The sequence below is a fragment of the Microbacterium sp. W1-4-2 genome (assembly GCF_058349885.2).
Genome location: NZ_JBYRJC020000002.1, coordinates 152,998 through 177,811, shown reverse-complemented (window position 1 = coordinate 177,811; position 24,814 = coordinate 152,998). Strand labels below are relative to the sequence as shown.

Below are 24,814 nucleotides of genomic sequence, written 5' to 3'. Positions count from 1 at the left end.
CATCACGACCGGGTTCCGGCATACACCGCGTGCACCCGAGGCGGTCGCGCGGCATATCCTGGACGACATGACCGATTCCCCCCGCTCGGGCCTCGAGCTCGAGGCGTTCAACGCCGAGATCCGGCCGCAGGACGATCTGTTCCGCCATGTGAACGGCACATGGATCGAGACCACGGACATCCCCGATGACAAGGCGCGCTGGGGGTCGTTCCACTTCCTCGCCGAGCAGGCAGAGAGCGACGTGCGCGCGATCGTCGAAGAGTCGCAGACCGCCGAGCCGGGCACCGAGGCACGCAAGATCGGCGACCTCTACACGAGCTTCATGGACACCGAGCGCATCGCCGCGCTCGGCGCCGGCCCGATCGCCGATCAGCTCGCCGACGTCGACGCGATCGACTCCGTCCCCGCGTTCCTCGGGGCCGTCGGCCGCCTCGAGCGCGACGGCGTGGGCGGCATCGTCGACCTGTACGTCGAGCCCGATCCGGGCGACCCCGAGCGGTACGTGCCGTTCCTCATCCAGAGCGGCATCACGCTGCCCGACGAGAGCTACTTCCGCCTCGACGGCTTCGCCCAGGTGCGCGAGCAGTACCGCGCGCACATCGCCGGCATGCTCGAGCTCGCCGGCATCGAGGGCGCGGCCGACGCCGCCGACCGGATCTTCGCCCTCGAGACCGAGGTGGCCAGCCACCACTGGGACAATGTGCGCAGCCGCGACGCCGTCGCCACCTACAACCTGAAGACATGGGACGAGTTCGTCGAGCTCGCCGGCATCGACCTCGGCCCGTGGCGCGCCGCCGTCGCACCGGGGCACGAGGACGCGTTCGCCGAGGTCGTCGTGTACCAGCCGAGCTTCTTCGAGGGCCTGGGGACGCTGCTGACCGCCGAGCGCCTGGCCGACTGGAAGGACTGGCTGCGCTTCAAGGTCGTCCACGCGGCCGCCCCTTTCCTGACCGACGCGTTCGTCGACGCGAACTTCGCGTTCTACGGCACCGCGCTGACCGGGGTGCCCGTCAACCGTGAGCGCTGGAAGCGCGGCGTCGGCATCGTCGAAGCGGCGATGGGCGAGGGCGTCGGCCGCGTCTATGTCGAGCGGCACTTCCCGCCGGCGGCCAAAGAGGCCATGGACGAGCTGGTCGCGAACCTCATCGAGGCGTACCGCCGGTCGATCTCGGAGCTTTCGTGGATGAGCCCCGAGACCCGCGAGAAGGCACTGGCCAAGCTCGAGTCGTTCACACCGAAGATCGGCTACCCGGTGACCTGGCGCGACTACTCGTCGCTCGAGGTCGACGCCGCCGACCTCGTGGGCAACGTGCGCCGCGCGCACGTGTTCGAGCACGACCGTCAGATCGAGAAGATCGGCAAGCCCATCGACCGCGACGAGTGGTTCATGACGCCGCAGACGGTCAACGCGTACTACAACCCGCTGATGAACGAGATCGTGTTCCCGGCGGCGATCCTGCAGTACCCGTTCTTCGACGCCGACCGCGACGCCGCGGCCAATTACGGCGGCATCGGCTCGGTCATCGGGCACGAGATCGGCCACGGCTTCGACGACCAGGGCAGCCGGTACGACGGCGACGGCAAGCTGCAGGACTGGTGGACCGACGCCGACCGCGCCGCGTTCGAGGATCGCACCAAGCACCTGATCGCACAGTACGACGCGCTCGTGCCGCAAGGCCTGTCGGAGGAGCACCACGTCAACGGCGCCCTCACGATCGGCGAGAACATCGGCGACCTCGGGGGCCTGGGCATCGCGATCAAGGCGTATGCGCTGGCCGACGGCGACGCCCCCGAGATCGACGGCTACACCGGCATCCAGCGCCTGCTGCTGAGCTGGGGCCAGGTCTGGCGGCAGAAGGGCCGGGATGCCGAGGTCATCCGCCTGCTGACGATCGACCCGCATTCGCCGAACGAGTTCCGCTGCAACCAGATCGTGCGCAACGTCGAGGCGTTCTACGACGCGTTCGGGGTCACCGAGTCCGACGCGCTCTGGCTGCCGGCGGAACAGCGCGTCACCATCTGGTGAGCAAGCGCCTCTTCCCTCGTCCGGGACGACCGGCCGAGGCATCCCGCCGATACAACTGAACACCCGTGCGCGCGGCCGCGCGCACGTGCCCTGCCTCAGTGGAAGGAATGCCGTGGGCACGTCCCCAGAGCCCAAACGGGACACAGCGTCGCTTCGGGGGTCGCGACGCAGCAGCAGGCGACTGCCGAGGAGGGCGGCGGTCGGCAAGCGCACCTTCACGTCGACGCTGAAAGCCCTCGACGACCTCGCGCAGGCGGGCGCGAAGGTCTCGGTGCGCGTCAACGACCTCGACCGCGGCAGCGCGGTCCTCAACGGCGACGACTTCGTCACCCTGCCCGTGGCGGGCCTGGGCATGGTGCCGCTGCTGATCGAGGTGGCCGCGGGCATCGAAGCCGGCACGCTCGACCCGCTGGAGATCATCGACCGCTCCTCCATCGAGCGCGTCGAGGTCGCCGGGGTGTGGCAGCACCTGAAGGCGCCGGCCCTGCCGGTCGTCGACCTGGCCGTGCTCGCCGCCTCGTCGGGCGACGCCGCCGCCTCGAACGCGCTCATCCAGCGCGTCGGGCTGCCGGCCGTGCGCTCCCGCATCGAACAGCTCGGGATGTCGCACTCGGCGCTGCTGGACCGCTTCCGCGACCGCCGCGGTCCGGACGACGCGCCCCACGTCGCACTCGGGTCGACGCGCGAGCTCGCACAGATGTTCGCGGCCCTCGTGAACTCGCAGGCGGTCACCGCCGGGGTCAGCGCGCAGGTCGCCGAATGGCTGAGCCTCAACCAGGACCTGTCGCTGGTCGCCTCGGCGACGGGCCTCGACCCGTTCGCGCACTTCAACGACGAGCACGGGCTGCTGTTCATCAACAAGACCGGCCGGGACGACGGCATCCGCGTCGAGGCCGGCGTGCTCGCGGGCCCGCGGGCGGGGGTCGCCTATGCGCTGATCGTGTGCTTCGACGACCTGTCGATCATGCATCGCCTGCGCGCACACGAGGCGTTCCGCACCCTCGGCGTCGAGCTCATGGAGTACGTGTTCTGACGCCCGGCTGGGGTTTCGGCTCGTCGCTGCGCTGCTCGCTCAATCTTGAGTCGATCCCGCATCAACGCTCGCTGCGCGAGCATTGATCCGTGCCGACTCAGAACACGATCGTGTGGTTGCCGTGGCGGATCACCCGGTCCTCGGCGTGCCACAGCACGGCGCGCGAGAGCACCTGTCGCTCGACGTCGGCGCCGCGACGGGCGAGCTCGGCGGCAGAGTCCGCGTGCGTGACGCGGATCGTGTCCTGCTCGATGATCGGCCCCTCGTCGAGGTCGCCGGTGACGTAGTGGCTCGTCGCGCCGATGAGCTTGACGCCGCGCTCCTTCGCCTTGCGGTACGGCTCGGCCCCGATGAACGCCGGCAGGAACGAGTGATGGATGTTGATCACCGGCACCCCGAGCTGCGCGAGGAAGTCCGGCGACAGGATCTGCATGTATCGCGCGAGCACGACGAAGTCGACGGTGCCGACCAGGAGCCTGAGGAGTTCTGCCTCGGACGCGGACTTGTCGGGTCCCGGCACCGAGGCGACGTGGTGGAACGGGATGCCGAAGGAGCGGACGTCCTCGGCGGCATCGGAGTGGTTCGACACGACCATCGGCACCGTCACCGGCAGCTGGCCGCGGCGGTGGCGCCACAGCAGGTCGAGCAGGCAGTGGTCCTGCTTGGAGGCGAGGATCGCCATGCGCTTGGGCACCGATTGATCGGTCAGTCGCCACTGCAGGTCGAAGCCGTCGCCGAGCGTCGCGTCCAGGTCGGCCTCGATCTCGGGCGCCGCCGCCGCGAAGCCTGGCCGGTGGAACACGACCCGCTGGAAGTAGGCGCCGCCGGTCGGGTCGTCGCTGTACTGATCGAGCGCCACGATGTTCCCGCCGTTGCGGGTGATCAGCGCCGAGACGGCGGCGACGATGCCGGGCTGGTCGGTGCCGTGCACGATCAGGCAGGCATGGTCGGCGAGAAGCGAGTGCGAGGGCATGCATCGATTCTGCCGTGTCGGCGGGGCGCGGCATCCTTCCTATGCATTCTCGATGAATCCGTGCCGATCCGCCATCGCCTGTGCCCTCGGTGGTAGATTTCCGTCTGCCAGGCAGCTTCGATGCGCCGGCGATGTCCGACCCGAATCCCTCACCGCCGCATGGTCACCGAACCTGACGGAACCGATCACGACGCTGTGAAAAGGGGCACGGACATGCGCTGCACGGAGAAGGCATCATGAGCGGCACGACCGGCACGGGGAGTGCCGCCGACAGCCGCAGGAGCGCTCGCGGGGAGCCCATCCCCGAAGAGTCGCGGCAGGTGATGGCCCGGCTCGACCGGATCCGCACCTGGTCGCTCTCGCCTGCGTTCCTCACCATCATCGGGCTGGGGTTCCTGTTCACGTTCTACGACATCTTCGACATCAACGTGTCGTTCGTACAGACGTGCACCCAGCTGGTCCCGGGCTGCACTCCCGAGTCGGCCCTGAACTACCTGGCGCTGCCGACGATCCTGAACCTGCTCGGGTACGTCGTGGGCACGCTGGTGCTCAGCCCCCTGTCGGACCGCATCGGCCGACGCAACATGCTGCTGATCACGATGCTGATCACCGGTCTCGGGTCGCTCTACACGGCGCTGTCGCCCGACTACGCGAACTTCGTGGTCTCGCGCGCGATCACCGGCATCGGCATCGGCGCGGATCTCGCGATCGTGAACACCTACGTCGGCGAGGTGGCGCCCAAGCAGTCGCGGGCGAAGTTCACCACGGTGGTGTTCATCATGTCGGCCATCGGCGCCTTCGTCGGCATCTGGCTGGGACTGATCCTCACGACCCCGAGCACGCCGTGGCCGACCGGCCTGCCGTTCGCGGTAGGGGCGGCCAGCGGCTGGCGGTGGATGTACGTGATCGGGGCGGCGCTCGCGATCATCGCCATCATCCTGCGGTTCCAGCTGCCCGAGTCGGTGCGCTGGCTGCTGCAGAAGGGGCGCTCCGCGGATGCCGCGGCCCTGGCCGACGACATGGAGCAGCGCGCGCTGCGCAAGGGTCCGCTGGCCGAGCCGACGCTCGAGGGCACGCCCACGCACTGGCCGCCGGCACGGCGCGTGCCGTACGGCGACATCTTCCGCAACCCGGTGTACCTGCGCCGCGTGATCCTGCTGTTCTTCATGTGGTTCGTCGGATACATCACGGTGTACGCGTACGCGGCAGGACTGACGACGGTGCTCACCTCGCTGAAGTACAGCCCGCCCGAGGCGGGCATCATCGCCGCGGTCGGGTCGATCGGCTTCATCATCGAGGCGGTCGTGATGTCGTTCATCGTCGAGAAGCTCGAGCGCCGCTACTGGCTGCCCATCGGCACGGTCGTGACGTTCATCGGCGCGTTCGTCGTCGCCCTCGGCAGCAGCTCGCTGCCGGTGGTGTTCCTCGGCGCGATGATCATCTTCGCCGGATTCAACCTGTGGGTCTCGCCGAGCTACGCGCTCACGATCGAGAGCTTCCCGACCCGGGCGCGCTCCACGGGCTTCGCGATCGTCGACGGCGTCGGCCACATCGGCGGCGGCATCGGCATCCTGATCCTCGCGCCGCTGATCCCGCATCTGTCGGTGTTCTGGGCGCTCATGCTGATCTCGTGCTTCCTGATCATCGCCTCGATCCTGGCCCAGTTCGCCCCGCACACCCGCAACCGCGTGTTCGAGGAGGTGTCGCCGTAGGCGCCCGGACGCAGTGAACGACGGGATGCCGCAGCCGCGGCATCCCGTCAGTCTGTCGTCTCGAGCCGGTCGACGAGTGCCAGACCGCGACGGGCCCACTCGATCTCGCCGCGGGCGCGCTCGGCCAGGCCCTCGTACGCGAACCGCTTGTAGGCGATCGTGCGCTCGCGCTCGGCGTCCGGCGTCACCGTCAGCCGACGGTTCAGCATGGCGCTGGTCATGTGCTCGATGTGGTCGAGCTCGCCCTGGAACTGCTCGAGCTCGCTCTCCCAGTACGAGACGTGCCGGCGCAGGAAGTCGCGGGCGGCGTCCGGGGTGGTGTTCTCCAGGTACGCCGCGCGCAGGTGGGCGGGATCGCGCACGCGCTGATACTCGAGCGGCGTGGCCATCCACGCGCGGTACGCGGCATCCCCCTGCGCGGTCACGTGGTAGACGCGTCGCCTGCCGCGCGCGCCGCGCACCTGCTCCTCGCCCTCGATCAGGCCGTCGGCGGCCATCTTGCGCAGCTCGGGATAGATCTGGGAGTCGGGCGCGTGCCAGACATGACCCACCGACTGCGAGAACTGCTTCTGCAGGTCGTAGCCCGACAGGGGGCCGACGCGCAGGATCGCCAGCAGGGCGTAGCGCAGGCTCATGCGTCTCCTTCCGGATCGAGGCTACCGGCCCTCACCGCCGGTGTCCGACCGATCGTCACTCGCTGTCACGGTGACCGTGGGCCCCTCCCGAAACCGGTGAAGGTACAACTGGCGGGCGAAGGTGTGGGTGCTTCCCTTCCCCTCGCCCGCCAGCTGTACCCTCACGGTGTGATGGCTGCCCGCAGGGGGTGGGTCAGGACTCGGTGTAGCCGGTGCGCCATCCTCCGTGGTAGGTCTGGCGGGCCACCGTCGAGTACGGCACCGGGCTGACCACGGCGCGCACGGCGACCTGCACGTGCGGCTCGACCGTCGCCTTCGAGGTGTTCGGGTCCTCGCCCCACAGCACGGTGACCTCGGCGCCCTCGGGCACGTCGGGGTTGACCGTGGCCAGCGACAGCGCGCGGCGCTCGTTGGCGCTGTAGCCGGTGAACATCGAGAATCCGACCGTGTTGCCCGCGGCATCCTGAACCGCGTCGTAGTTCGCCGACCCGTAGTTGGCCAGCGGCAGGTCGAAGAACTTGTAGCTCGGGCCCTCGACGTCGAACAGCGACGCGTACAGCTTGGTCATGTCCTCGGCGTTCCACGCCAGGGTCACCTTGCGGCGCTGAGCGGCCGGGTCCATCTTCTCGAGCGCATCACGGCCGATGAAGTCGTGGTCGAACTTCACGAACGAGCCGTATCCGAGCTCCCACGGGGTGAGGTAGTAGTCCTCGATGTTGCCGGAGACGAACGAGCCCGCCAGCGTCCCGGTGGCCTCGTAGCTGTCGACGCCCAGCCATTCGCGGTAGCCGCGCTCGGCCTCGCCGGTGTAGATGGCCGGCAGCGGCGAGGGGATCCACCCCGACTCGAGGGTGTTCGACGGGTATGCGCGCGACCCGACGGGCAGCAGGCCGAACTCGGCACCGGCCTCGAGGATCGCCTCGGCGACCGCGTCGTGGTCCTCGTACGGGCCCCAGACCTCAAGGCCCGGGGCGCCGGCCATGCCGTGCCGCAGCGTGCGCACGTGACGGCCGGCGAGCGTCATGGTCGACATGCTGAAGAAGCGCAGCTGCTCGAGCGGGCCGCCGTTGAGCTTCTCGATGACCTGCCACGCGTTCGGGCCCTGGATCTGGAAGCGGTAGTACTTGCGCGACACGCCGTGCCCGTACGGGCGCGAGGGCGAGCGGCGGTCGACGGTCAGATCCAGGTTCGCGTAGCCGCCGGTCTCGGCGTGGTACATCAGCCAGTTCGACACCGGCGCCCGTCCGACGTAGACGTACTCGTCCTCGGCCTCGTGGAACAGGATGCCGTCGCCGATCACGTGGCCGCCCGACGTGGTGGGCACGTACTGCTTGGCGCGGTCGACCGGGAAGTTGGCGACCGAGTTGATCGCGGTGTCGCTGATGAGCCTGATCGCGTCGGAGCCCTTCAGGAACACGTTGTCCATGTGGTGCGACTGGTCGTAGAGCACGGCCGTGTCGCGCCAGGCCCTCTGCTCCTTGATCCAGTTGGTGAAGTCGGCGGGCACCACCGGGTAGATGTACGAGCCGATCTGCGAGTTGCGCAGCAGGTCGACGGGATTGGTCTTGTCGATCAGCTGCTGCAGGTTGTCAGCCATGGGAACCTCTCTGTTCGTTCTCTGTTCGTTTCTTCGGGTGGATCTCGTGACCGGATGCCTCGGGTCGAGGCATCCGGTCACGAGAAGACGATGGTGTGATTGCCCTGCCGGATCACACGGTCCTCGGCGTGCCATTGAACGGCGCGCGAGAGCACCGCGCGCTCCACGTACGCGCCGCGGGCCTGCAGGTCGGCGGCGGTCATGGAGTGGTCGACCCGGGTGACGTCCTGCTCGATGATGGGACCCTCGTCGAGGTCCTTCGTGACGTAGTGACTCGTCGCGCCGATCAGCTTGACGCCGCGCTCCTTCGCCTTGCGGTAGGGGGCTGCGCCGATGAAGGCGGGCAGGAACGAGTGGTGGATGTTGATGACCGGCACGCCGACCGCCTCGAGGAAGTCCTCGCTGATGATCTGCATGTAGCGGGCCAGCACGAGGAAGTCGACGTTGCCGCGGACGAGGTCGAGGATCTTCGCCTCGGCCTCGGACTTGTCGGGCCCGGCGGAGGGGACGTGGAAGAACGGGACCGAGAAGCTGCGGACGTCCTCGGCCGTGTTGGTGTGGTTGCTGATCACCATCGGGATCGTCACCGGCAGCTCGCCGCGACGGTGTCGCCACAGCAGCTCGAGCAGGCAGTGGTCGCTGGTGGAGACGAGGATGCCCATGCGCTTCGGGATCGACTGATCGGTCAGCACCCACTGCATCCCGTAGGGGGTGAGCGTCTTGTCGAGGTCGGCCTCGATGTCGTCCATGGCCCCGGCCAGGTCTGCGCGGTGGAACACGACGCGCTGGAAGAACGCGCCGCCCTCGGGGTTGTCGGAGTACTGGTCGAGGCTGACGATGTTGCCCTGGTTGCGGGTGACCAGTGCGGTGATCGCGGCGACCAGCCCGGGCTGATCGGGGCCGTGCACGATCAGGCAGGCGCGGTTGCGCTGCAGTTCGATATGCGGTGACACGATGGGGCCTCAGGACTGTGCGAACCGGTACTCGTCCACCCACTGCGCCGTCGCGAGCAGGCCGCCGAACGTGTAGAAGTGCAGCTGCACCCGGCCCGCGGCCGGGTCGCGGGTGAGCAGGGCGGACAGGTCGGACACGAACCGGTCGGGCCCGGCCGTGCCCATGAGGTTGGTCAGGCTGAACCCGTACTTCTTGACGATCATCGCGTTCGCCCCGATCCCGAACCGGCGGGCGAAGCCGAGCAGGCGCTTGATGCCGGCCGGCCCCGGGGTGCCGATCCGGATCTCGGTGCCGATCCCCTTCTCGCGCACCCGGTCGATCCACGCGAGGACCGGATCGGTGTCGAACGAGAACTGCGTGAGGATCACGGCATCCAGCCCTTGATCCTTCAGCGCCGCAGACTTGTCCTCGAGGTGCCGCCACAGCACGTCGTCGGCGATGTCGGGGTGACCCTCGGGGTAGCCGGCGATCGAGATCTCGCGCGCGCCGTACTTCTGCAGCAGCCCGGTGCGGATCACGCTCAGCGAGTCGGGGTAGGGCCCCGCGGGCGTGGTGGGGTCGCCGCCCACGGCGAACACGTGCTCGGTCGCCCCGACCTGCTCGAGCCGGTCCAGGAACTGCTCGAGCTGGTCCTGGCTCTCCAGGCGCCGGGCCGAGATGTGCGGGACCGGTGTGAACCCGAGGTCCTTCACCGCCTTGGCGGCGGCGACCCGCATCTCGAGGTCCTCGTTGCCGAGGAATGTCACGTTGATCTTCGTGCCCGCAGGGATCGAGGATGCCGCCTCCTGCAGGCTGGGGATGTCTTTGCCGGTCATCTCCAGGGAGAAGTCGTGTATCAGTTTCAGCGCCCCGGTCTTGTCGGGTGCGGGCGCGATATGTGCCACGTCGAGTCCTTCCTCGCCGGCGGCGCTGCTCTGCGCTGCCTGACCCACACGTTACCTATCTGCATAGGTAAAGACAAGAGGTAAATTCGCTGGACCGTCTGGCCGCACCTGGGTCTCTCGTGACGCCGCACCGGTCGCGGCGGCCAGTAGCCGTTGAAAATCTCAATGATTTAGAAGTACAATCAATAGTCGACGCCGCCGTCGCGCACACCCGCCGCGGTCGGTGATCCCCCAATGTCAGGAGGAACGGAACATGGCATCAGTCGCGCTTCCGCGGACGATCTTCGACGAGTCCCACGATGACTTCCGAGCCTCGGTGCGTCAGTTCGTCGAGCGCGAAGTGGTCCCGAACCTCGACCGCTGGGCGAGTGCGGGCCGGGTGGACCGCGACCTCTTCCGCAAGGCGGGCGACACGGGCATCCTCGGCATGTCGGCACCGGAGCGGTTCGGCGGCGGCGGAGTCGACGACTTCCGCTTCAACGCGGTCGTCATCGAAGAACTGGCTCGGGCGGGTGCCACGGCCGTTCTGATGTCGCTGTGCGGGTTCAACGATCTGGTCGCGCCCTACTTCGTCGCGTTCGGCACCGATGAGCAGAACGAGCGATGGCTCCCCCCGATGATCGCGGGTGAGAAGGTCGGTGCGATCGCGATGACCGAGCCGGGAACGGGATCCGATCTGGCCGCGATCACCACGACCGCACGGCGCGAGGGTGACTGCTTCGTGCTCAACGGCGCCAAGACGTTCATCTCCAACGGACTGCTCGCCGACGTCGTGCTCGTGGTCGCTCGCACCGATCCCGACGCGGGACGTGCGGGCATCAGCCTGCTCATCGTCGAGACCGATGCGCCGGGCTTCACCCGCAGCGGCCCGCTGAAGAAGGTGGGGCTGGCGGCGCAGGACACGGCGGAGTTCTTCTTCGACGACGTGCGGGTGCCGCTGGGGAACGTGCTCGGCGGCGAGGGCGAGGGCTGGGGGCTCATGCGTCGCAATCTGCCGATCGAGCGGCTGCACATCGCGACGACCTCGATGGCCCGCATGCGCGCCACCTTCGACGACGCGCTGGCGTACGCAATGGACCGGCAGGCGTTCGGCCGTCCCATCGCCGACTTCCAGGCCAACCGCTTCTACCTGGCGGAGCTGGCCACCGAGATCGAGATCGCCCAGGTCTTCGTCGACCGCTGCATCCAGGACGCGTCGGACCATCTGCTCGATGAGACGACCGCGGCGATGGCCAAGTGGTGGGTGACCGAACTGCACCAGAAGGTCATCCAGCGCGCCCTGCAGCTGCACGGCGGCTACGGGTTCATGCGCGAGTACGCCGTCGCGGGCGACTATCTCGACTCGCGGGTGGCAACCATCTTCGGCGGCACCACCGAGATCATGAAGGAGATCATCGGCCGGCGGCTCACGCGTCGAGGTTGACCCGCGAACCGGAGCCGGCCGTGCGGATGCGGGCGAAGGATGCCGCGGCCAGGCCGAGCACGGCGCAGACCGTCATGACGATCGCGGCGGGGACGGCCGTGTCGGTGCCGGCGATGCCTCCCAGCGGCGATACGATCGCCCCGAGCACGAACTGGGCGAAGCCGATCAGGGCGGACCCGGTGCCGGCGGCTGTGCCCGCGGCACCGACCGCGAGCGCCGAAGCGGTCGACATCATGATGCCGCAGCCGATGCAGAAGCCGACCACGATCGGCAGGTAGCTCCCGAGCGTCAGCGTCTGCGTCGCCGCGAGGGCTCCCATGGCCGCCGCGGACCCGAGCGCGAGCAGCTGGCCGGATCGCAGCACTGCGGCGGGTGCCCGACGTGCCGCCAGGCGTCCGCTCGACCACGCGCCGAGCATCACCGCCACCGACGTGGCCGTGAACGTGAACCCGTACCCGAGAGGAGAGATGCCGAGCACGTCCTGCACGATGAACGATGACGAGGAGATGTAGGTCATCAGCCCCGCGTACGAGGCCGCGAAGGCGATGGCCGGTCCCGCGAACCTCCGGTCGCCGACCAGCCGGACCATCGTCCGGGCGATCGCCCGGACCGTGGCGGGATGCCGGCGCTCAGGGGGAAGGCTCTCGGGGATCGCCAGGACTGCGGTCAGCAGCATCCCCGCCGCCAGCAGCGCCAGCCCCAGCAGGGCCGCACGCCAGCCGCCGAACAGCGTCAGCAGGGCGCCCAGCGGGCTTGCCACGGCCGGCCCCAGGGCGGTCATGATCCACAGTCTGCTGAAGGCGTGCACCGCCTCGGCCGGCGCCGCGAGGTCCGACACGACCGCGCGCGCAAGCACCGAGCCCGCTGCCCCGGCGAAGCCCTGGACGCCGCGCACGGCGATGAGCATCCCGATCACCGGGCTCGCCACGGCCGAGAAGCAGCAGACGGTGAACACGGTCAGCGCCACGATCAGCGTTCGTCGCCGGCCGAAGACGTCAGAGATCGAGCCGATCGCCAGCTGTCCGAGCGCCGAGCCGATCAGGAACGCGGTCAGGGTCAGCTGGACCACCGAGGCCGGTGCGCCCAGATCGTCGGCGATGTCGGGAAACGCCGGCAGGTAGAGGTCCGTCGACAGCGAGCCCGCCATCGAAAGGTAGCCGAGCGCCCCGGTCAGCCGGACGCCGAGCCGGTGTCCGACCGTCTCTGTCATGCGACGGCCGCGCCTGCGCGGGTCCCGTTCTTCGCGAGCTGGATCTGTTCGTACACGAAGTGCCGCAGCTCGGTGAACCGTGCCTTCGACCGCGTCTCGAGCTGGTCGCGCTCGTCGCCCAGATCGACGACGAGGTCCTGCTGCACGATCGTGGGCGAGCTCGAGAGCATGATGACGCGCTCGCCGAGGTAGACCGACTCGTCGATGTCGTGCGTGACGAACAGGATCGAGATGCCGAGCGTTCTGCGCACGCGGCGCACCAGGTCCTCGAGGTCTGCACGGGTCTGGGCGTCGACGGCAGCGAACGGCTCGTCCATCAGGAGCACCTCGGGCTGGTACGCGATCGCCCGGGCGATCGCCACCCGCTGCTGCATTCCACCGGAAAGCTGCCACGGGTACGAGCGCGGGACGTGCCCGAGTCCCACGTTCTCGAGCGCTTCGGCGACGAGCTCGGCGCGCTCGGCCTTCGGGACCCCGGCGTTGCGCAGCGGCAGCTCGACGTTCTCGGCGACGCGCAGCCACGGGAACAGCGACCGGCCGTACTCCTGGAAGACGACGGCCATGTTCTTCGGCGGCGCGATGACCGGCTTGCCGCCGAGAACGACCTCGCCCGAGGTGGGCGCCAGCAGACCCGCGATGCACTTCAGCAGCGTCGTCTTGCCCGAACCCGACGGACCGACCAGGCACGTCAGCTCGTTCTTGCCGAGGTCGAAGGTGAGGTCGCGGACGGCTTCGATGTCGCCGCCATCGGTGTGGTAGACCTTCTTCAGTCCGCGCACGGACAGCAGGGTCTCGTCAGGCGGCAGGGTGCGCCCGAAGGCGGTCGTGTCCAGAGGCGTGTCAGGCAGCATTTTCCAGGTCCTTCAGTCCGTGGTACCAGCGCAGGAGTCGTCGCTCGACGAAGCGGAAGAAGATGGCCACCGCGTAGCCGATCAGGCCCAGCACGAGGATGCCCGACCACATCTCGGGGATCGCGAATCGTCGCTGGAACTGGATGATCGAGAAGCCGAGCCCCGACGTCGTCGCGAACATCTCCGAGATGACCATCAGGATCAGCCCGATGGGGAGGGCCTGCCGTACGCCCGCGAGGATCTGCGGAGCGGCCCCCGGCAGGATCTGGTAGCGCACCCGGTTGAGCCCCGAGATGCCGTACGAGCGGCTGGTCTCGTTCTGCACCGGATCGGCGGCGCGCACGCCTTCGATCGTGTTCAGCAGCACCGGCCAGATCGCGGCCAGGGCGATGAGGAAGATCTTCTCGGCGTCCGTGGGCCCGAACAGCAGAAGCAGGGCGGGGATGAGCGCCGGCGCGGGCAGCGCGCGGAAGAACTCGAACACCGGCTCGGTGACGGAGCGCAGCGTGCGGTTCAGGCCGATGAGGATGCCGAGCAGGATGCCGATCACGATCGCCGCGATCACGCCGAGCGCGAACCTGCCGATGCTCGGCAGTACGTCCTGCCAGAACGGCGGGCCGAACCAGACCTGGAAGAACGTGGTGACCAGCTCGCCCGGAGTGGGGACGAAGAAGTTGGGGGATAGCACCGTCGACAGCCACCACAGGAGCACCAGGACCGCGGGGAGTCCGAGGGTGAACCCGACTCCGGCCAGCAGCTTCTTCATGATCCGAGGTCCTCCCGCACCGAGTGATGCCAGCTCAGCAGACGCTTCTCCAGCGCGCGGGCGCCGACGTTGATGACGACGCCGAGCAGCCCCGTCGCCAACACGAGTGCGTACATGGTCGTGTACAGGCCGGCGTTCTGCGCGCTCAGGATCTCGAGGCCGAGGCCGGGCGTGCCGATGATCAGCTCGGCGGTGATCGCCAGGATGAGGGCCACCGCGGCGGCGAGCCGCAGGCCGGTCATGAGGTAGGGAAGGGTCGTCGGGAACACGATGTCCCGGATGCGCTGCCATGCCGAGAAGCCGTAGCTGCGCCCGGTGTTCATCGCCACCTGATCGACGTCGGCGACGCCGTACAGCACTTGGATGAAGACCTGCCAGAACGCCGCGTAGACGACCAGCAGCAGGCTCGATTCGATCCGCACGCCGAACAGCAGCACGGCCAGAGGGATCAGGGCCACCGACGGGATCGGGCGCAGGAATTCGACCGTCGAGTGGGTCGCGCGTCGCAGGAACGGCGACAGGCCGATGATCACGCCGAGCACGCAGGCGAGCACGACGGCGATCAGCAGTCCGAGTGCCCAGGCCAGCATCGTGTCGCCCACGGCGAGCCAGAAGTCGCTGAGCGTCGCGATCTGCACGAGCTGCGGGATCACCTCGGACGGCGCCGGCAGGTATTTGCCGTTGACCAGGCCGCTGCGCGCCGCGGTCTCCCAGATCAGCAGGAACGCCACAATGCCCGCCAGCCCCAGCAATGCCCGTCGAGGGCGCGTGCGACGCCGCGTCGAGCGCGCGTTCGCGAGGGCGACGGTGCGGGTGACGGTCTGGTCGGCGGCCGGGGCGGTCATGATGTCGCCGCCGGAGTCGCGTGCGGCAGGGACGGGTACTGAGCGCGCAGGTCCGCCTTGCGGATCTTGCCGCTCGCCGTGCGTGGCAGCGCGTCGACGAACACGACCTCACGCGGGATCTTGTACCTGGCCAGCCGCCCCTGCAGGTGCCGGACGACGTCTTCCGCGGTGAGGGCGGCCCCGGCATCCAGTGTGGCGACCGCGAGGGGCACTTCACCCCACTTCTCGTCCGGCACGCCGATCAGGGCGACGCCGCTGATCTCGGGGATCTGCATGATCGCGCCCTCGACCTCGGCGGAGTAGATGTTCTCGCCGCCGGAGATGATCATGTCCTTCAGCCGGTCGGAGACGTAGAGGTAGCCGTCCTCGTCGAACGATCCCAGGTCGCCCGAGCGGAACCAGCCGTCGACGATGGCCTCCTGCGTCGCCTCGGGGCGACGCCAGTACGACGTGATGACGTTCGGCCCGCTGATCCAGATCTCGCCGACCTCGCCGGGGGGCAGCTCCTGCCCGTGCTCGTCGACGATCTTCACATCGGTGAAGAAGTGCTTCAGGCCGCTGGACCCCATCTTCTCGATGCTCATCCGCGGGGGCATCGCGGTGGCGCCGGGGGAGGTCTCCGTCATGCCGTACCCGCACGAGAAGTGCAGGCCGCGCTGCTCATAGGCCTCCAGCATCCGCTTGGGCATGGTCGATCCGCCGCACGTGAGGTGCCGCAGACTCGAGATGTCGGCGGCGTCCCAGTCCGGGTGCTCCTGCAGCAGCTGATACGTGGTCGGCACTCCGGAGAGCATGGTGATGTGCTCGTCCTGAACGGTGCGCAGCACCGCCCCGGCGTCGAACCTCTCGTGCAGGACGACCGTGCCGCCCTGCAGCAGCACCGGCAGCGCACCCATGCTGAGCGCCGCGACGTGGAACAGCGGGGAGATGAGCAGAACCCGCTCGTCGGCGTTGATGCCGTAGTCGACGAGGGCGTTGAAGCAGTTCCAGGTCAGGTTGCCGTGCGTGAGCACTGCGCCCTTCGGATGCCCGGTGGTGCCCGAGGTGTAGAGGATCATCGCGGCGTCGTCGAGCGTCACGGACTGGTCGCGGTACTCGGGTGAGCCTGACGCCAGGACCGTCTCGTAGTCCTCTACGCCGGGCAGCGGCATCCCACCCACCTGGATGCGCCGTTGCGCGGTCGTCGACCACGTGCCCGCGCGGGCGAGTTCGTGCAGGTCGGAGTGGAAGATGAGGGTCGTCGATTCCGAGTTGTCGACGGCGAACTCGATCTCGGGCGCGGCGAGCCGGGTGTTCAGCGGCACGAAGATCGCGCCGATCGTCGCAGTGGCGAACAGCGCCTCGAGGAACGACGGGTGGTTGTTGCCGAGATACGCGATGCGATCGCCCGGCTGCACGCCGCGGTCGCGCAGGGCGTTCGCCAGTCGGGTGATGCGCTCGTCGAGCTCGTCATAGCCCATGCGCTCGTCGCGGAAGGCGATCGCGACGTCTTCGCGCATGCGCTGGGCGCGGCGGGCGACCCACGTGCCGATGCCTTGGTTCTGCATGGCTGCTCCTTCGACGGTGAAGAAATGGGGGTGCCGGATGCCGCGGCCGGAGCAGCGGAATCCGGCGCGGAATCAATCGAGGATGACCTTGCCGAGGTCGGGCGCCTGCTTGACGAATCCGTACTTCTGCGCCATCGTGCTCAGATTCTCGATCACCGAGCGGTCGAGCTTGCCGGTCAGGTGCTCCAGGTGGATGCCCTTCACGACGTCGGCCGGCATGCCGGTGAACGAGACGATCGCGTCATCGTAGTGTGCGGTGTCGTCCATCGCGGCCTGCGTGGCCTCGGCGATCGCGTCGCGGAACGCCTTGACGACCTCGGGGTGCGCGTCGGCGTAGGCGCCCGAGGTGAAGGTCACCATGGTGTACAGGTTCGGAATCGTGCGCATCGGGTCGCCCAAGAATGTCATGCCGGGCTGGGCGAGGGCCGCCGAGAGGAACGGCTCGGGGACCCAAGCCGCATCGATGTGGTTCTGCTCGAGCTGAGCGAGCTGGTCGGGGAACGCGATCTCGGTGAACTTCACGCCCTTGGGGTCGCCGCCGTCCTGCTCGACCGAGGCCATCGTGGTCAGGTCGCCCTGCGTGTTCAGCGCGTTCACCGCAACGGTCTTGCCGTCGAGGTCCTTCCACGACGTGATGCCGGAGGACTTCTTGACCACGACGCCGGAGGGCGCCTTGTCTTCGGGTACCGCGATGCTCGAGTAGCCCGCGATGATGTTCATGTCCAGTCCCTGGCTCGCCGCCACCAGCACCGACAGCGGGTTGCCGACGGCGAACTGGATGGACTGGCTCGACACGGCGGGCAGCAGGGCGGCGCCGCCCTGGCCGAGCTGGACCTTGACGTCCAGACCGTGCTTCTTGAAGATGCCGTCGTCGATGCCCATCTGCACGGCGGCGGACGGTGCGATCTTCAGCAGGCCGACGGTGACCGGGGTGAGGTCGCCGGTGCCGCCGCTGGGCGCGGCGGCCTTGTCGCCGGAGAGCGAGCCCGACGAGCAGGCTGTCAGGGCGAGCGCGGCGGCCGCGGCGACCACGAGGGCGGCGATGCGGTTCTTCTTCATGGCAGTTACTTCCTTGTGACTGTGGTGCGTTCGGGCAGGGATGCCGGTGGCCCGGCCGGTGTTCATTTGTATGGGTTCAGTCGTGGTTCAGGCGTAGAAGCGCTGCAGGCTGCGGGCGACCACGGCGGGCTTGCTGCCGCCCTCGGTCTCGATCGTCACGTCGACGGTCAGCTGGTAGCCGCCGGCGATCTCGGTGACCTCGGCGATGGTCGCGGTGGCCCGGATGCGAGCGCCGACCTTCACCGGTGAGACGAAGCGCACCCTGTCGAGCCCGTAGTTCACCTTGGTGGTGACGCCCTCGACGTCCAGCAGCGAGTCCCACAGCGGGATCAGCAGCGAGAGGGTGAGGAACCCGTGCGCGATCGGTCCGCCGAACGGTCCGGTCGCGGCCCGTTCGGGGTCAGTGTGGATCCACTGGTGGTCGTCGGTGGCGTCGGCGAACGTATCGACCTGGTCCTGCGTGATCTCGCGCCAGTCGGTCGGGCCGAAATCACGGCCGACGAGGTCGGGCAGATCGCCGTAACCGATCGTGGTCCGGGTCGTGGCGGTGCTCATAGGGTCTCCTCGGGTGTTCGTGGGGTCAGGATGCCGCGGCGCGGCCGAGTCCCAGCAGCCGTGCCGCGTTGTGCTTCATGATCGACGGCAGCACGTCGGGTTTGAACGCCGTCTGCTCGGCATCCTTGCGCCAGCGATCCGGCGTGATCAACGGGAAGTCCGATCCGAACAGCACGCGGTCCTTGATCAGCGAGTTCGCGTACCGGACCAGCTCGGCGGGGAAGTACTTCGGGCTCCAGCCGGAGAGGTCGATCCACGTGTTGTGCTTGTGGGTCGCCACCGACAGGGCCTCGTCCTGCCACGGAACGGACGGATGGGCCATGATGATCTGCAGTCGGGGGAAGGCCGCGGCGACGGCATCCAGGAGCATCGGATTCGAATACGCCAGGCGCAGGCCGTACCCGCCGGGAAGACCTGCGCCGATGCCGGTCTGGCCGGTGTGGAACAGGGCGGGGATGCCGGCGTCCTGGATCGCCGCGTACAGCGGGAACCAGCGCTCGTCGCTCGGATCGAAGTCCTGCACGGTCGGGTGGAACTTGAAGCCGCACACCCCGCTCTGGTCGATGAGGCGCCGGATGCGCTCCAGCGCATCGTCGTGGTGCGGGTCGACGGAGCCGAACGGGATGAGGATGTCGTTGTTGCGCGCCGCTCCGGCCGCGATCTCGGCGCTCGAGAGGGGAGGGTGGCCCAGGGCGATCTCGGCGTCGACCGTGAACACGACGGCGGCGGTTCTGCGCTCGCGGTAGTAGGCGGCGACCGCATCGAGGTCGCGGGCGGGTCCCCCCGCGCCGAAGTACCTGTCGGCGGCGGCCGAGAGTTCCGCGGGCAGCGAGTTGTGGCCCTGGCCGTCGTCCTCGATGTGCACGTGCACGTCGATGGCTTCGATGGCGTCCACATCGATCGCGGATTCGTAACGGGTCATGGGAGGATCCGTGCTCAGCGCTTGAGCTCTTCGGGCAGGGGCGCGAACTTCTCGCCGACCTCCTGGGCCCGGTACAGATCGGGAAAGTCGGCCTGCAGCGTCGGGTAGCTCCATCCGCCGTCGTGGTAGGCGGTGACCACCGGCTCGGGGTGCGTCCACACCTGCAGGCGGTCGCCGCCGATGCCGATGGCCTGGCCGGTGACGCCGGATGCCTCGTCCGAGGCGAGGTAGGCGATGAGTCCGGCCACGTCGTCGGCAGTGCCGAAGCCGAGGTCGTGCCGGAAGAACGCGGGCATCTGCTCGCCGTTCGCATCCGCCTCGACGGCGGCGGCGAAGTAGGGAACCGTCGCCGTCATCGCGGTCGCCGCGACAGGGATCACGGCATTCGCCGTGATCCCTGCCTTCTTGAGCTCGAGCGCCCACGTGCGGACCATGCCGACGATGCCCGCCTTGGCGGCTGCGTAGTTGGTCTGGCCGAAGTTGCCGCGCTGACCGGTGGGCGAGCCGATGCAGATGATCCGACCGGCGATTTCGTTCTCGCGCATGTAGGTCGCGGCCTCGCGCACGCACGTGAACGTGCCGCGCAGGTGCACGCCGATCACGGTGTCGAAGTCGTCGTCGCTCATCTTCCACAGGACGGTGTCGCGCAGCACGCCGGCGTTCGTGACCAGGATGTCGAGCCGACCGTACGTCTCGACGGCGGTCTGCACGAGCTGCTTCGCGGTCTCGGTCGATCCGACCGGAGCGGCCAGCGCGACGGCACGTCCGCCTTCGGACTCGATCGAGGCGACCGCAGCGGCGGCCGTCGCGGCATCCACGTCGTTGACGACCACGGCGGCGCCCTGACGGGCGAGCTCTTGGGCGTAGGCGAGTCCGAGTCCGCGACCCGAACCGGTGACGATGGCGACTTTGCCGTCCAATGACATCCGCTGCTCCTCTGCGTCTGCGTCTGCATCTTTGCGTCGTACGTGAATCCGATGTAAACCTAAATGATTGAAAAAGTCAATGGTTGTCTTCTGCGAGAATCGACCCGAAGGAGAGGCGCGATGGATCACACGGCTGTGCAGGCGCTCGATGACACAGAGCTGCGGTTCTGGCAGACCTCGGTGGGGGGTGACCTCGCCTTTCTGCTGGCGCGCGCGAACGCCGTGTCGCTGGCGGGCGCGAACCGGTCCCTGGCGGACCTCGAGCTGAAGGTGCGCTCATACTCCGTGCTGGCGCTGGCCGCCGCCGACACGCGCCCGAACCAGCGCGAGCTCAGCGAGTTCCTGCGGTTGGACCCGAGTCAGATCGTGGCGCTCGTCGACGACCTGCAGCAGCGCGGCTGGGTGAGGCGGGAGCCCGATCCGCGCGATCGTCGGGTCAAGGTCGTGGTGGCGACGGACACCGGTCGCGAAGCGTACGGGCGCGCACACGAGCAGGTGCACGCCCACCAGCGCGAGCACTTCTCGGTGCTCGACGACGAGGAACTCGCCCAGCTGACATCGTTCATGCGCCGTCTCGCCCGGATCGACCCGTAGCGGTCAGCGCCGCTCGAGAACGAAACGGGCACGGCCGATGGGGAGTATCGCGCCGGTGGTCACGACTGCATCAGCGGCCACCCCGTGTACGCCTCGGCGAGGTACGTGCGCCCGGCGCGCGAATCGGTCACCGCCCGCAGCTCGCCCAGCTGCCGCATGTGGTCGAAGTCGGAGGCGTCCGGCATTCGGTGCGTCATACTCGTCATCCACCACGAGAAGTTCTGCGCCTTCCAGATACGGTGCAGCGCCGTCTGCTCGTAGTCGTCGAGCAGCCGCGGGTCGCTGCCGAGCAGGAACGCCTCCAGCGCGCGGTGCAGCAGCAGCACGTCGGCGATCGCGAGGTTCATGCCCTTGGCGCCGGTGGGCGGCACCGTGTGCGCGGCGTCACCGACCAGCGCGATCCGCCCGCGGCGCAGCTCCTGGGCGACGAAGCTGCGGAACTGCAGCACGTCGCGCTGGAAGATCGGCCCTTCGTGCAGCGTCGTCCCCGGCACGCGGGACTGCAGGATCTCCCACAGCTGCTCCTGCGTGAACGAGTCGGGGTCGACGTCGGGTTCGCACTGGAAGTACATCCGCTGCACCGTGTCGCTGCGCTGGCTGATCAGGGCGAACCCGTTCGGCGAGTTGCTGTAGATCAGCTCGGGCGCGCTCGGCGGCGCCTCGCACAGGATGCCGAACCACGCGAACGGGTACTCCCGGTACAGGCCCGCGCGCGAGCCCGACATGGCCTTGCGCACGATCGAGTGCGAACCGTCGGCGCCGATGACCACCTCGGCGATGATCTCGGTCTCGTTGCCGTCGGCGTCGGTGGCGATCACGCGCGGCCGGTCGCCGTCGACGTCCTCCACCCGCTGACCGGTCAGCTCGAACCGGATGTCCTGCCCCGCCGGCACGAGCGTTGCCAGCAGGTCCTGCAGCACGAGGTGCTGCGGGTAGAGCCAGACCCCGCGACCCACGAGGTCGGCGAAGTCGATGCGGTGCCCGGCGCCGTCGAAGCGCAGCTCGATGCCGTCGTGGCGCATCCCGACCTGGTGTGCGTGCGTGTCGACGCCGGCGGCCAGGAGTGCCTGGACCGTGCCCTCTTCGAGGATGCCCGCTCGGATCGTCTGCTCGATGTCTGCCCGCGAGCGGCTGTCGATGACAACGGACTCGATGTCGGCGGTGCGCAGCAGCTGCGCGAGCAGCAGCCCTGCAGGCCCCGCGCCCACGATGGCGACCCGGGTGCGGACGGTGGTGGTCATGGGCGTCTCCTTCGACGTTCGTGGTGGCTGAGTCCCTGGTGGCTGAGTTCATTGTGGCCGATGGTTTGCGCGGTCGGCCGCGTATTCCCGTTCAACAAGAATCGGAATGGACCACCCTCGCTTCAGGCGAGGGGATCTAACGAAACGAGGATGCGACGGGCGTATTCGATCCTCGTTTCGTGAGATCTCCTCGCTCCAAGCGAGGGCTGAGGTGCGGGCACGGGCGAGCGAGGGCTGAGGTGCGGGCAGAGCGAGGGCTGAGGTGCGGGTACAGCGCGGGCGCACCCGGTCGGGCTGAGGTGCGGGCTCACCTCTCGAGCCGGGATTGGATGTCGCGGGCTGCGCGATGCAGGGCGTCCAGGCCGGGCCGCACCGGCGCTTCGCGGGCGACGATTACCGACAGCGCCGCCACCACGTCGCCGCGGGAGCGCACCGGCACGGCCAGGCCTGTGGCGACATCTTCGATGTAGCCGGGGGCGACGACGTGACCGAGCCGCCGGATCTCGGTGAGTTTGCGCCGCAGCGCGGCAGGGTCGGTGATCGTCGCCCGCGTGAGAGCGACCAGAGGCCCGGCCAGTACGCGCTCCTGCAACTCGGCCGGGCCGAACGCCAGCAGCACGAGGCCCGAACTCGAGGCGTGCAGCGGCAGCCGGCCGGCGATCCGGGTCACGTTGGAGGTGGCATCCGGACTCGACAGCCGCTCCAGGAACAGCGCCTCATCCTGCTCGAGGATCGCCAGTTGCGTGTGCTCGCCGATCTGAGCCTGCACGCGCTCCATCGCCGGCATCGCCGCCTGCCGCAGGCGCAGTGCGGCCGACGACCGGGTGGCGAGCTCCCACAGACGCATGCCCACCCGCACCCGCCGGCCTTCATCGATCTCCAGCAGCCCCGTCTCGATGAGTTCGCCGATGAATCGGTGCGCCGTCGATGACGGCAGTCCGGCGCGGCGCCCGATCTCGGACGCGGTCTGCACGGTACGCGTCGGGGTGAACGTCTCGAGCACCCGCAGCAGCCGCTCGGTGACCGAGTCGCCCGAGGGGGAGTTCGCCATGGGGCTACCCTCTCACGGCTGATCAGGCTACAATCGTTGGGGTCCCAACTATTGGGGAATGCGATCGAAGGAGATCTCATGCAGTTCTACCGCGACGGGTACCGGCCCGGTGATCCCGACCTGCTGCCGCCCGCACCCGAGGCGCTGGCCCGCACCGCCGAGATCGGCGGGACCGTCGACGTGCTCGTCGTCGGCACCGGCCCCGCGGGCACCGTGCTCGCCGCGCAGCTCGCCGCGTTCCCCGACATCGACACGCGCATCGTCGAGCGGCGCGGGGGCCCCCTGCAGGTCGGGCAGGCCGACGGGGTCGCGTGCCGCACGGTCGAGATGTTCCAGGCGTTCGGCCTCGCCGAGGAGTTGCTGCGCGAGGCGTACTGGGTGAATGAGGTCCGCTTCTGGGGGCCGTCGGCCACCGACCGCTCCCGCATCGTGCGCACCGGATGGGTGCAAGACACGCCACCCGGTCTCAGCGAGTTCCCGCACGTGATCGTGAACCAGGCGCGCATGCAGCAGTTCCTGCTGGAGCGGGCGGCGCGCTCGGCGGCTCGGCTCGAGCCCGACTACGGCATCGAGTTCGTCACGTACGCGCTCGACGAGGGCGAGCACCCGGTGGTCGTGACCCTGCGCCACACCGAGGGCGATCGTGCCGGCGAGGAGTTCACGGTGCGTGCGAAGTACGTCGTCGGCTGCGACGGCGCGCGCAGCAATGTGCGCCGCGCGGTGGGGCGCGAGCTCAAGGGCGACACCGCCAACCACGCCTGGGGCGTGATGGACGTGCTCGCCGTCACCGACTTCCCCGACTGGCGCACCAAGAACGTGATCCAATCCGCCGGCAAGGGGAGCCTGCTGATGATCCCCCGCGAGGGCGGCAACATGGTGCGCTGCTACGTCGACCTCGGCGCCGTCCCGGCCGGCGACACCGGCATCCGCCAGACGACCGTCGAGCAGATCGCGGCCGTCGCCAACGCGATCCTGCACCCGTACGAGATCGACGTGCGCTCGGTCGCGTGGTCGAGCGTGTACGAGGTGGGCCAGCGCCTCGCCGACCGGTTCGACGACCTGCCCGACGACGCCGCAAGCGACGGCACGCCCCGGGTGTTCCTGACAGGCGACGCCTGCCACACGCACAGCGCCAAGGCAGGTCAGGGCATGAACGTGTCGATGCAGGACGCCTTCAACCTGGGGTGGAAGCTCGCCGCAGTGCTGCAGGGCCGCTCCGACGCCACTCTACTGCGCAGCTATTCGGAAGAGCGCCAGGCCGTCGCCCACGACCTCATCGAGTTCGACAAGTTCTGGTCGGCGTTCATCGCGCAGCCCGCGCTGGATCCCGCCCGCCCCGAGAGCGGGGGCGTGGCCACGGAGGACATGCAGGCCGAGTTCGCCCGCCAGGGCCGGTACACGGCGGGCCTGGCGACGATGTACACGCCGTCGAGACTGACCGGCACCGGCGAACACCAGGCTGCGGCATCCGGATTCGCCATCGGCACCCGCTTCCACTCGGCACCCGTGCAGCGCGTCGCCGACGCCCGGCGCGGGCAGCTCGGCCACACGCATCTCGCCGACGGGCGCTGGCGCCTGTACGCCTTCGCCGATGCCGCGGGCACAGGACTGCCCGCGTTCGCGCTCTGGCTGATGGATGCCGCGGACTCGCCGATCCGCGCCTTCACACCGGATGGCGCCGACGTCGACAGCGTGATCGACGTGCACGGCGTGTTCCGCGGGTCGTGCCACGACATCGACACCACGGACCTGCCCGAGATCCTGCTGCCTCGCACCGGACGGCTCGGCCTGCAGGACTGGGAGAAGGCCTGGGCCGCAGACCCGGACGTCGACGTGTTCGACCTGCGCGGCATCGCCGACGACGGCGCCATCGTGATCGTGCGGCCCGACCAGTACGTCGCGACCGTGCTGCCGCTGTCGGCGCGCGGGGAAGTGACCGACTTCTTCTCCCGCATTCTGCTGCCGGCCGGGGCCGTTCGCACGCTGCCCGCACTCCGGTAGGCGAGGATG

General features: G+C 68.9%; 22 protein-coding genes. 6 read left to right on the top strand and 16 right to left on the bottom strand.

Features of this window, described 5'->3' with window-relative positions:
* The first annotated feature begins 67 nt into the window (after positions 1–67).
* Both AC3RX0_RS08650 and AC3RX0_RS08645 read left to right on the top strand, forming a co-directional pair.
* Positions 68–2,026 carry a M13 family metallopeptidase gene (locus tag AC3RX0_RS08650; protein ID WP_491505575.1) on the top strand — a complete coding sequence of 653 codons (1,959 nt, stop codon included), beginning with the start codon at positions 68–70 and terminating at the stop codon, positions 2,024–2,026.
* Between the two features lie 112 nt (positions 2,027–2,138).
* Positions 2,139–3,059 carry a serine hydrolase gene (locus AC3RX0_RS08645; protein ID WP_491505574.1) on the top strand — a complete coding sequence of 307 codons (921 nt, stop codon included), beginning with the start codon at positions 2,139–2,141 and terminating at the stop codon, positions 3,057–3,059.
* A 97-nt stretch (positions 3,060–3,156) separates the two neighbouring features.
* Here the strand turns inward: AC3RX0_RS08645 and purU (AC3RX0_RS08640) are convergent, their stop codons facing one another.
* Positions 3,157–4,032, bottom strand: coding sequence for a formyltetrahydrofolate deformylase (purU, locus tag AC3RX0_RS08640; RefSeq protein WP_491505573.1), 876 nt, complete (start codon positions 4,030–4,032; stop codon positions 3,157–3,159).
* Positions 4,033–4,268: 236 nt separating this feature from the next.
* On the opposite strand from purU (AC3RX0_RS08640), the gene AC3RX0_RS08635 reads away from it, so the two are divergent.
* Positions 4,269–5,744, top strand: coding sequence for an MFS transporter (locus AC3RX0_RS08635; protein WP_491505572.1), 1,476 nt, complete (start codon positions 4,269–4,271; stop codon positions 5,742–5,744).
* Between the two features lie 47 nt (positions 5,745–5,791).
* Here AC3RX0_RS08635 and AC3RX0_RS08630 read toward each other — a convergent pair whose 3' ends face one another.
* The 4 genes from AC3RX0_RS08630 to AC3RX0_RS08615 form a co-directional block, all read right to left on the bottom strand.
* A complete protein-coding gene (locus AC3RX0_RS08630) occupies positions 5,792–6,379 on the bottom strand; it encodes a PadR family transcriptional regulator (protein WP_491505571.1) in 588 nt (195 codons plus the stop codon).
* Positions 6,380–6,572: 193 nt separating this feature from the next.
* A complete protein-coding gene (ligM, locus tag AC3RX0_RS08625; protein ID WP_491505570.1) occupies positions 6,573–7,976 on the bottom strand; it encodes a vanillate/3-O-methylgallate O-demethylase in 1,404 nt (467 codons plus the stop codon).
* Positions 7,977–8,053: 77 nt separating this feature from the next.
* Entirely contained in the window at positions 8,054–8,932 is an 879-nt protein-coding gene (gene purU, locus AC3RX0_RS08620) for a formyltetrahydrofolate deformylase (RefSeq protein ID WP_491506329.1), read from the bottom strand.
* A 6-nt stretch (positions 8,933–8,938) separates the two neighbouring features.
* Entirely contained in the window at positions 8,939–9,745 is an 807-nt protein-coding gene (locus tag AC3RX0_RS08615; RefSeq protein WP_491506328.1) for a methylenetetrahydrofolate reductase, read from the bottom strand.
* Between the two features lie 322 nt (positions 9,746–10,067).
* On the opposite strand from AC3RX0_RS08615, the gene AC3RX0_RS08610 reads away from it, so the two are divergent.
* Positions 10,068–11,237 (top strand): acyl-CoA dehydrogenase family protein, encoded by a 1,170-nt coding sequence (locus AC3RX0_RS08610; RefSeq protein WP_491505569.1) that lies wholly within the window; start codon positions 10,068–10,070, stop codon positions 11,235–11,237.
* On the opposite strand, the gene AC3RX0_RS08605 is transcribed toward AC3RX0_RS08610, so the two are convergent.
* The 9 genes from AC3RX0_RS08605 to AC3RX0_RS08565 form a co-directional block, all read right to left on the bottom strand.
* Complete coding sequence (locus tag AC3RX0_RS08605; protein WP_491505568.1) at positions 11,221–12,447, bottom strand: Bcr/CflA family efflux MFS transporter; 1,227 nt, start codon at positions 12,445–12,447, stop codon at positions 11,221–11,223. The genes AC3RX0_RS08610 and AC3RX0_RS08605 overlap by 17 nt on opposite strands.
* Positions 12,444–13,298, bottom strand: coding sequence for an ABC transporter ATP-binding protein (locus tag AC3RX0_RS08600; RefSeq protein WP_491505567.1), 855 nt, complete (start codon positions 13,296–13,298; stop codon positions 12,444–12,446). The genes AC3RX0_RS08605 and AC3RX0_RS08600 overlap by 4 nt, the downstream gene beginning before the upstream one ends.
* Positions 13,288–14,064, bottom strand: a complete 777-nt coding sequence (locus AC3RX0_RS08595; RefSeq protein WP_491505566.1) for an ABC transporter permease — start codon at positions 14,062–14,064, stop codon at positions 13,288–13,290. Before AC3RX0_RS08595 ends, AC3RX0_RS08600 begins: the two co-directional genes overlap by 11 nt.
* On the bottom strand, positions 14,061–14,909 hold the full coding sequence (locus tag AC3RX0_RS08590; protein ID WP_491505565.1) for an ABC transporter permease: 849 nt from the start codon (positions 14,907–14,909) through the stop codon (positions 14,061–14,063). The genes AC3RX0_RS08595 and AC3RX0_RS08590 overlap by 4 nt, the downstream gene beginning before the upstream one ends.
* Positions 14,906–16,456, bottom strand: a complete 1,551-nt coding sequence (gene menE, locus AC3RX0_RS08585) for an o-succinylbenzoate--CoA ligase (protein ID WP_491505564.1) — start codon at positions 16,454–16,456, stop codon at positions 14,906–14,908. The genes AC3RX0_RS08590 and menE overlap by 4 nt, the downstream gene beginning before the upstream one ends.
* 72 nt (positions 16,457–16,528) lie before the next feature.
* Positions 16,529–17,515 carry an ABC transporter substrate-binding protein gene (locus tag AC3RX0_RS08580; RefSeq protein WP_491505563.1) on the bottom strand — a complete coding sequence of 329 codons (987 nt, stop codon included), beginning with the start codon at positions 17,513–17,515 and terminating at the stop codon, positions 16,529–16,531.
* An 87-nt stretch (positions 17,516–17,602) separates the two neighbouring features.
* A complete protein-coding gene (locus tag AC3RX0_RS08575; RefSeq protein WP_491505562.1) occupies positions 17,603–18,070 on the bottom strand; it encodes a MaoC family dehydratase in 468 nt (155 codons plus the stop codon).
* Between the two features lie 25 nt (positions 18,071–18,095).
* A complete protein-coding gene (locus AC3RX0_RS08570; RefSeq protein ID WP_491505561.1) occupies positions 18,096–18,992 on the bottom strand; it encodes an amidohydrolase family protein in 897 nt (298 codons plus the stop codon).
* Positions 18,993–19,006: 14 nt separating this feature from the next.
* Positions 19,007–19,918, bottom strand: coding sequence for an SDR family NAD(P)-dependent oxidoreductase (locus AC3RX0_RS08565; protein ID WP_491505560.1), 912 nt, complete (start codon positions 19,916–19,918; stop codon positions 19,007–19,009).
* A gap of 120 nt (positions 19,919–20,038) precedes the next feature.
* Here AC3RX0_RS08565 and AC3RX0_RS08560 point away from each other — a divergent pair, with 120 nt between their 5' ends.
* The gene (locus AC3RX0_RS08560; protein WP_491505559.1) at positions 20,039–20,512 is read left to right on the top strand and encodes a MarR family winged helix-turn-helix transcriptional regulator; all 474 of its coding nucleotides are present in this window, start codon (positions 20,039–20,041) and stop codon (positions 20,510–20,512) included.
* 59 nt (positions 20,513–20,571) lie between these two features.
* On the opposite strand, the gene AC3RX0_RS08555 is transcribed toward AC3RX0_RS08560, so the two are convergent.
* Positions 20,572–21,753 (bottom strand): 4-hydroxybenzoate 3-monooxygenase, encoded by a 1,182-nt coding sequence (locus AC3RX0_RS08555; protein ID WP_491505558.1) that lies wholly within the window; start codon positions 21,751–21,753, stop codon positions 20,572–20,574.
* A gap of 307 nt (positions 21,754–22,060) precedes the next feature.
* A complete protein-coding gene (locus tag AC3RX0_RS08550; protein WP_491505557.1) occupies positions 22,061–22,804 on the bottom strand; it encodes an IclR family transcriptional regulator in 744 nt (247 codons plus the stop codon).
* A gap of 78 nt (positions 22,805–22,882) precedes the next feature.
* On the opposite strand from AC3RX0_RS08550, the gene AC3RX0_RS08545 reads away from it, so the two are divergent.
* Positions 22,883–24,805, top strand: coding sequence for an FAD-dependent monooxygenase (locus tag AC3RX0_RS08545; protein ID WP_491505556.1), 1,923 nt, complete (start codon positions 22,883–22,885; stop codon positions 24,803–24,805).
* Positions 24,806–24,814: the final 9 nt, after the last annotated feature.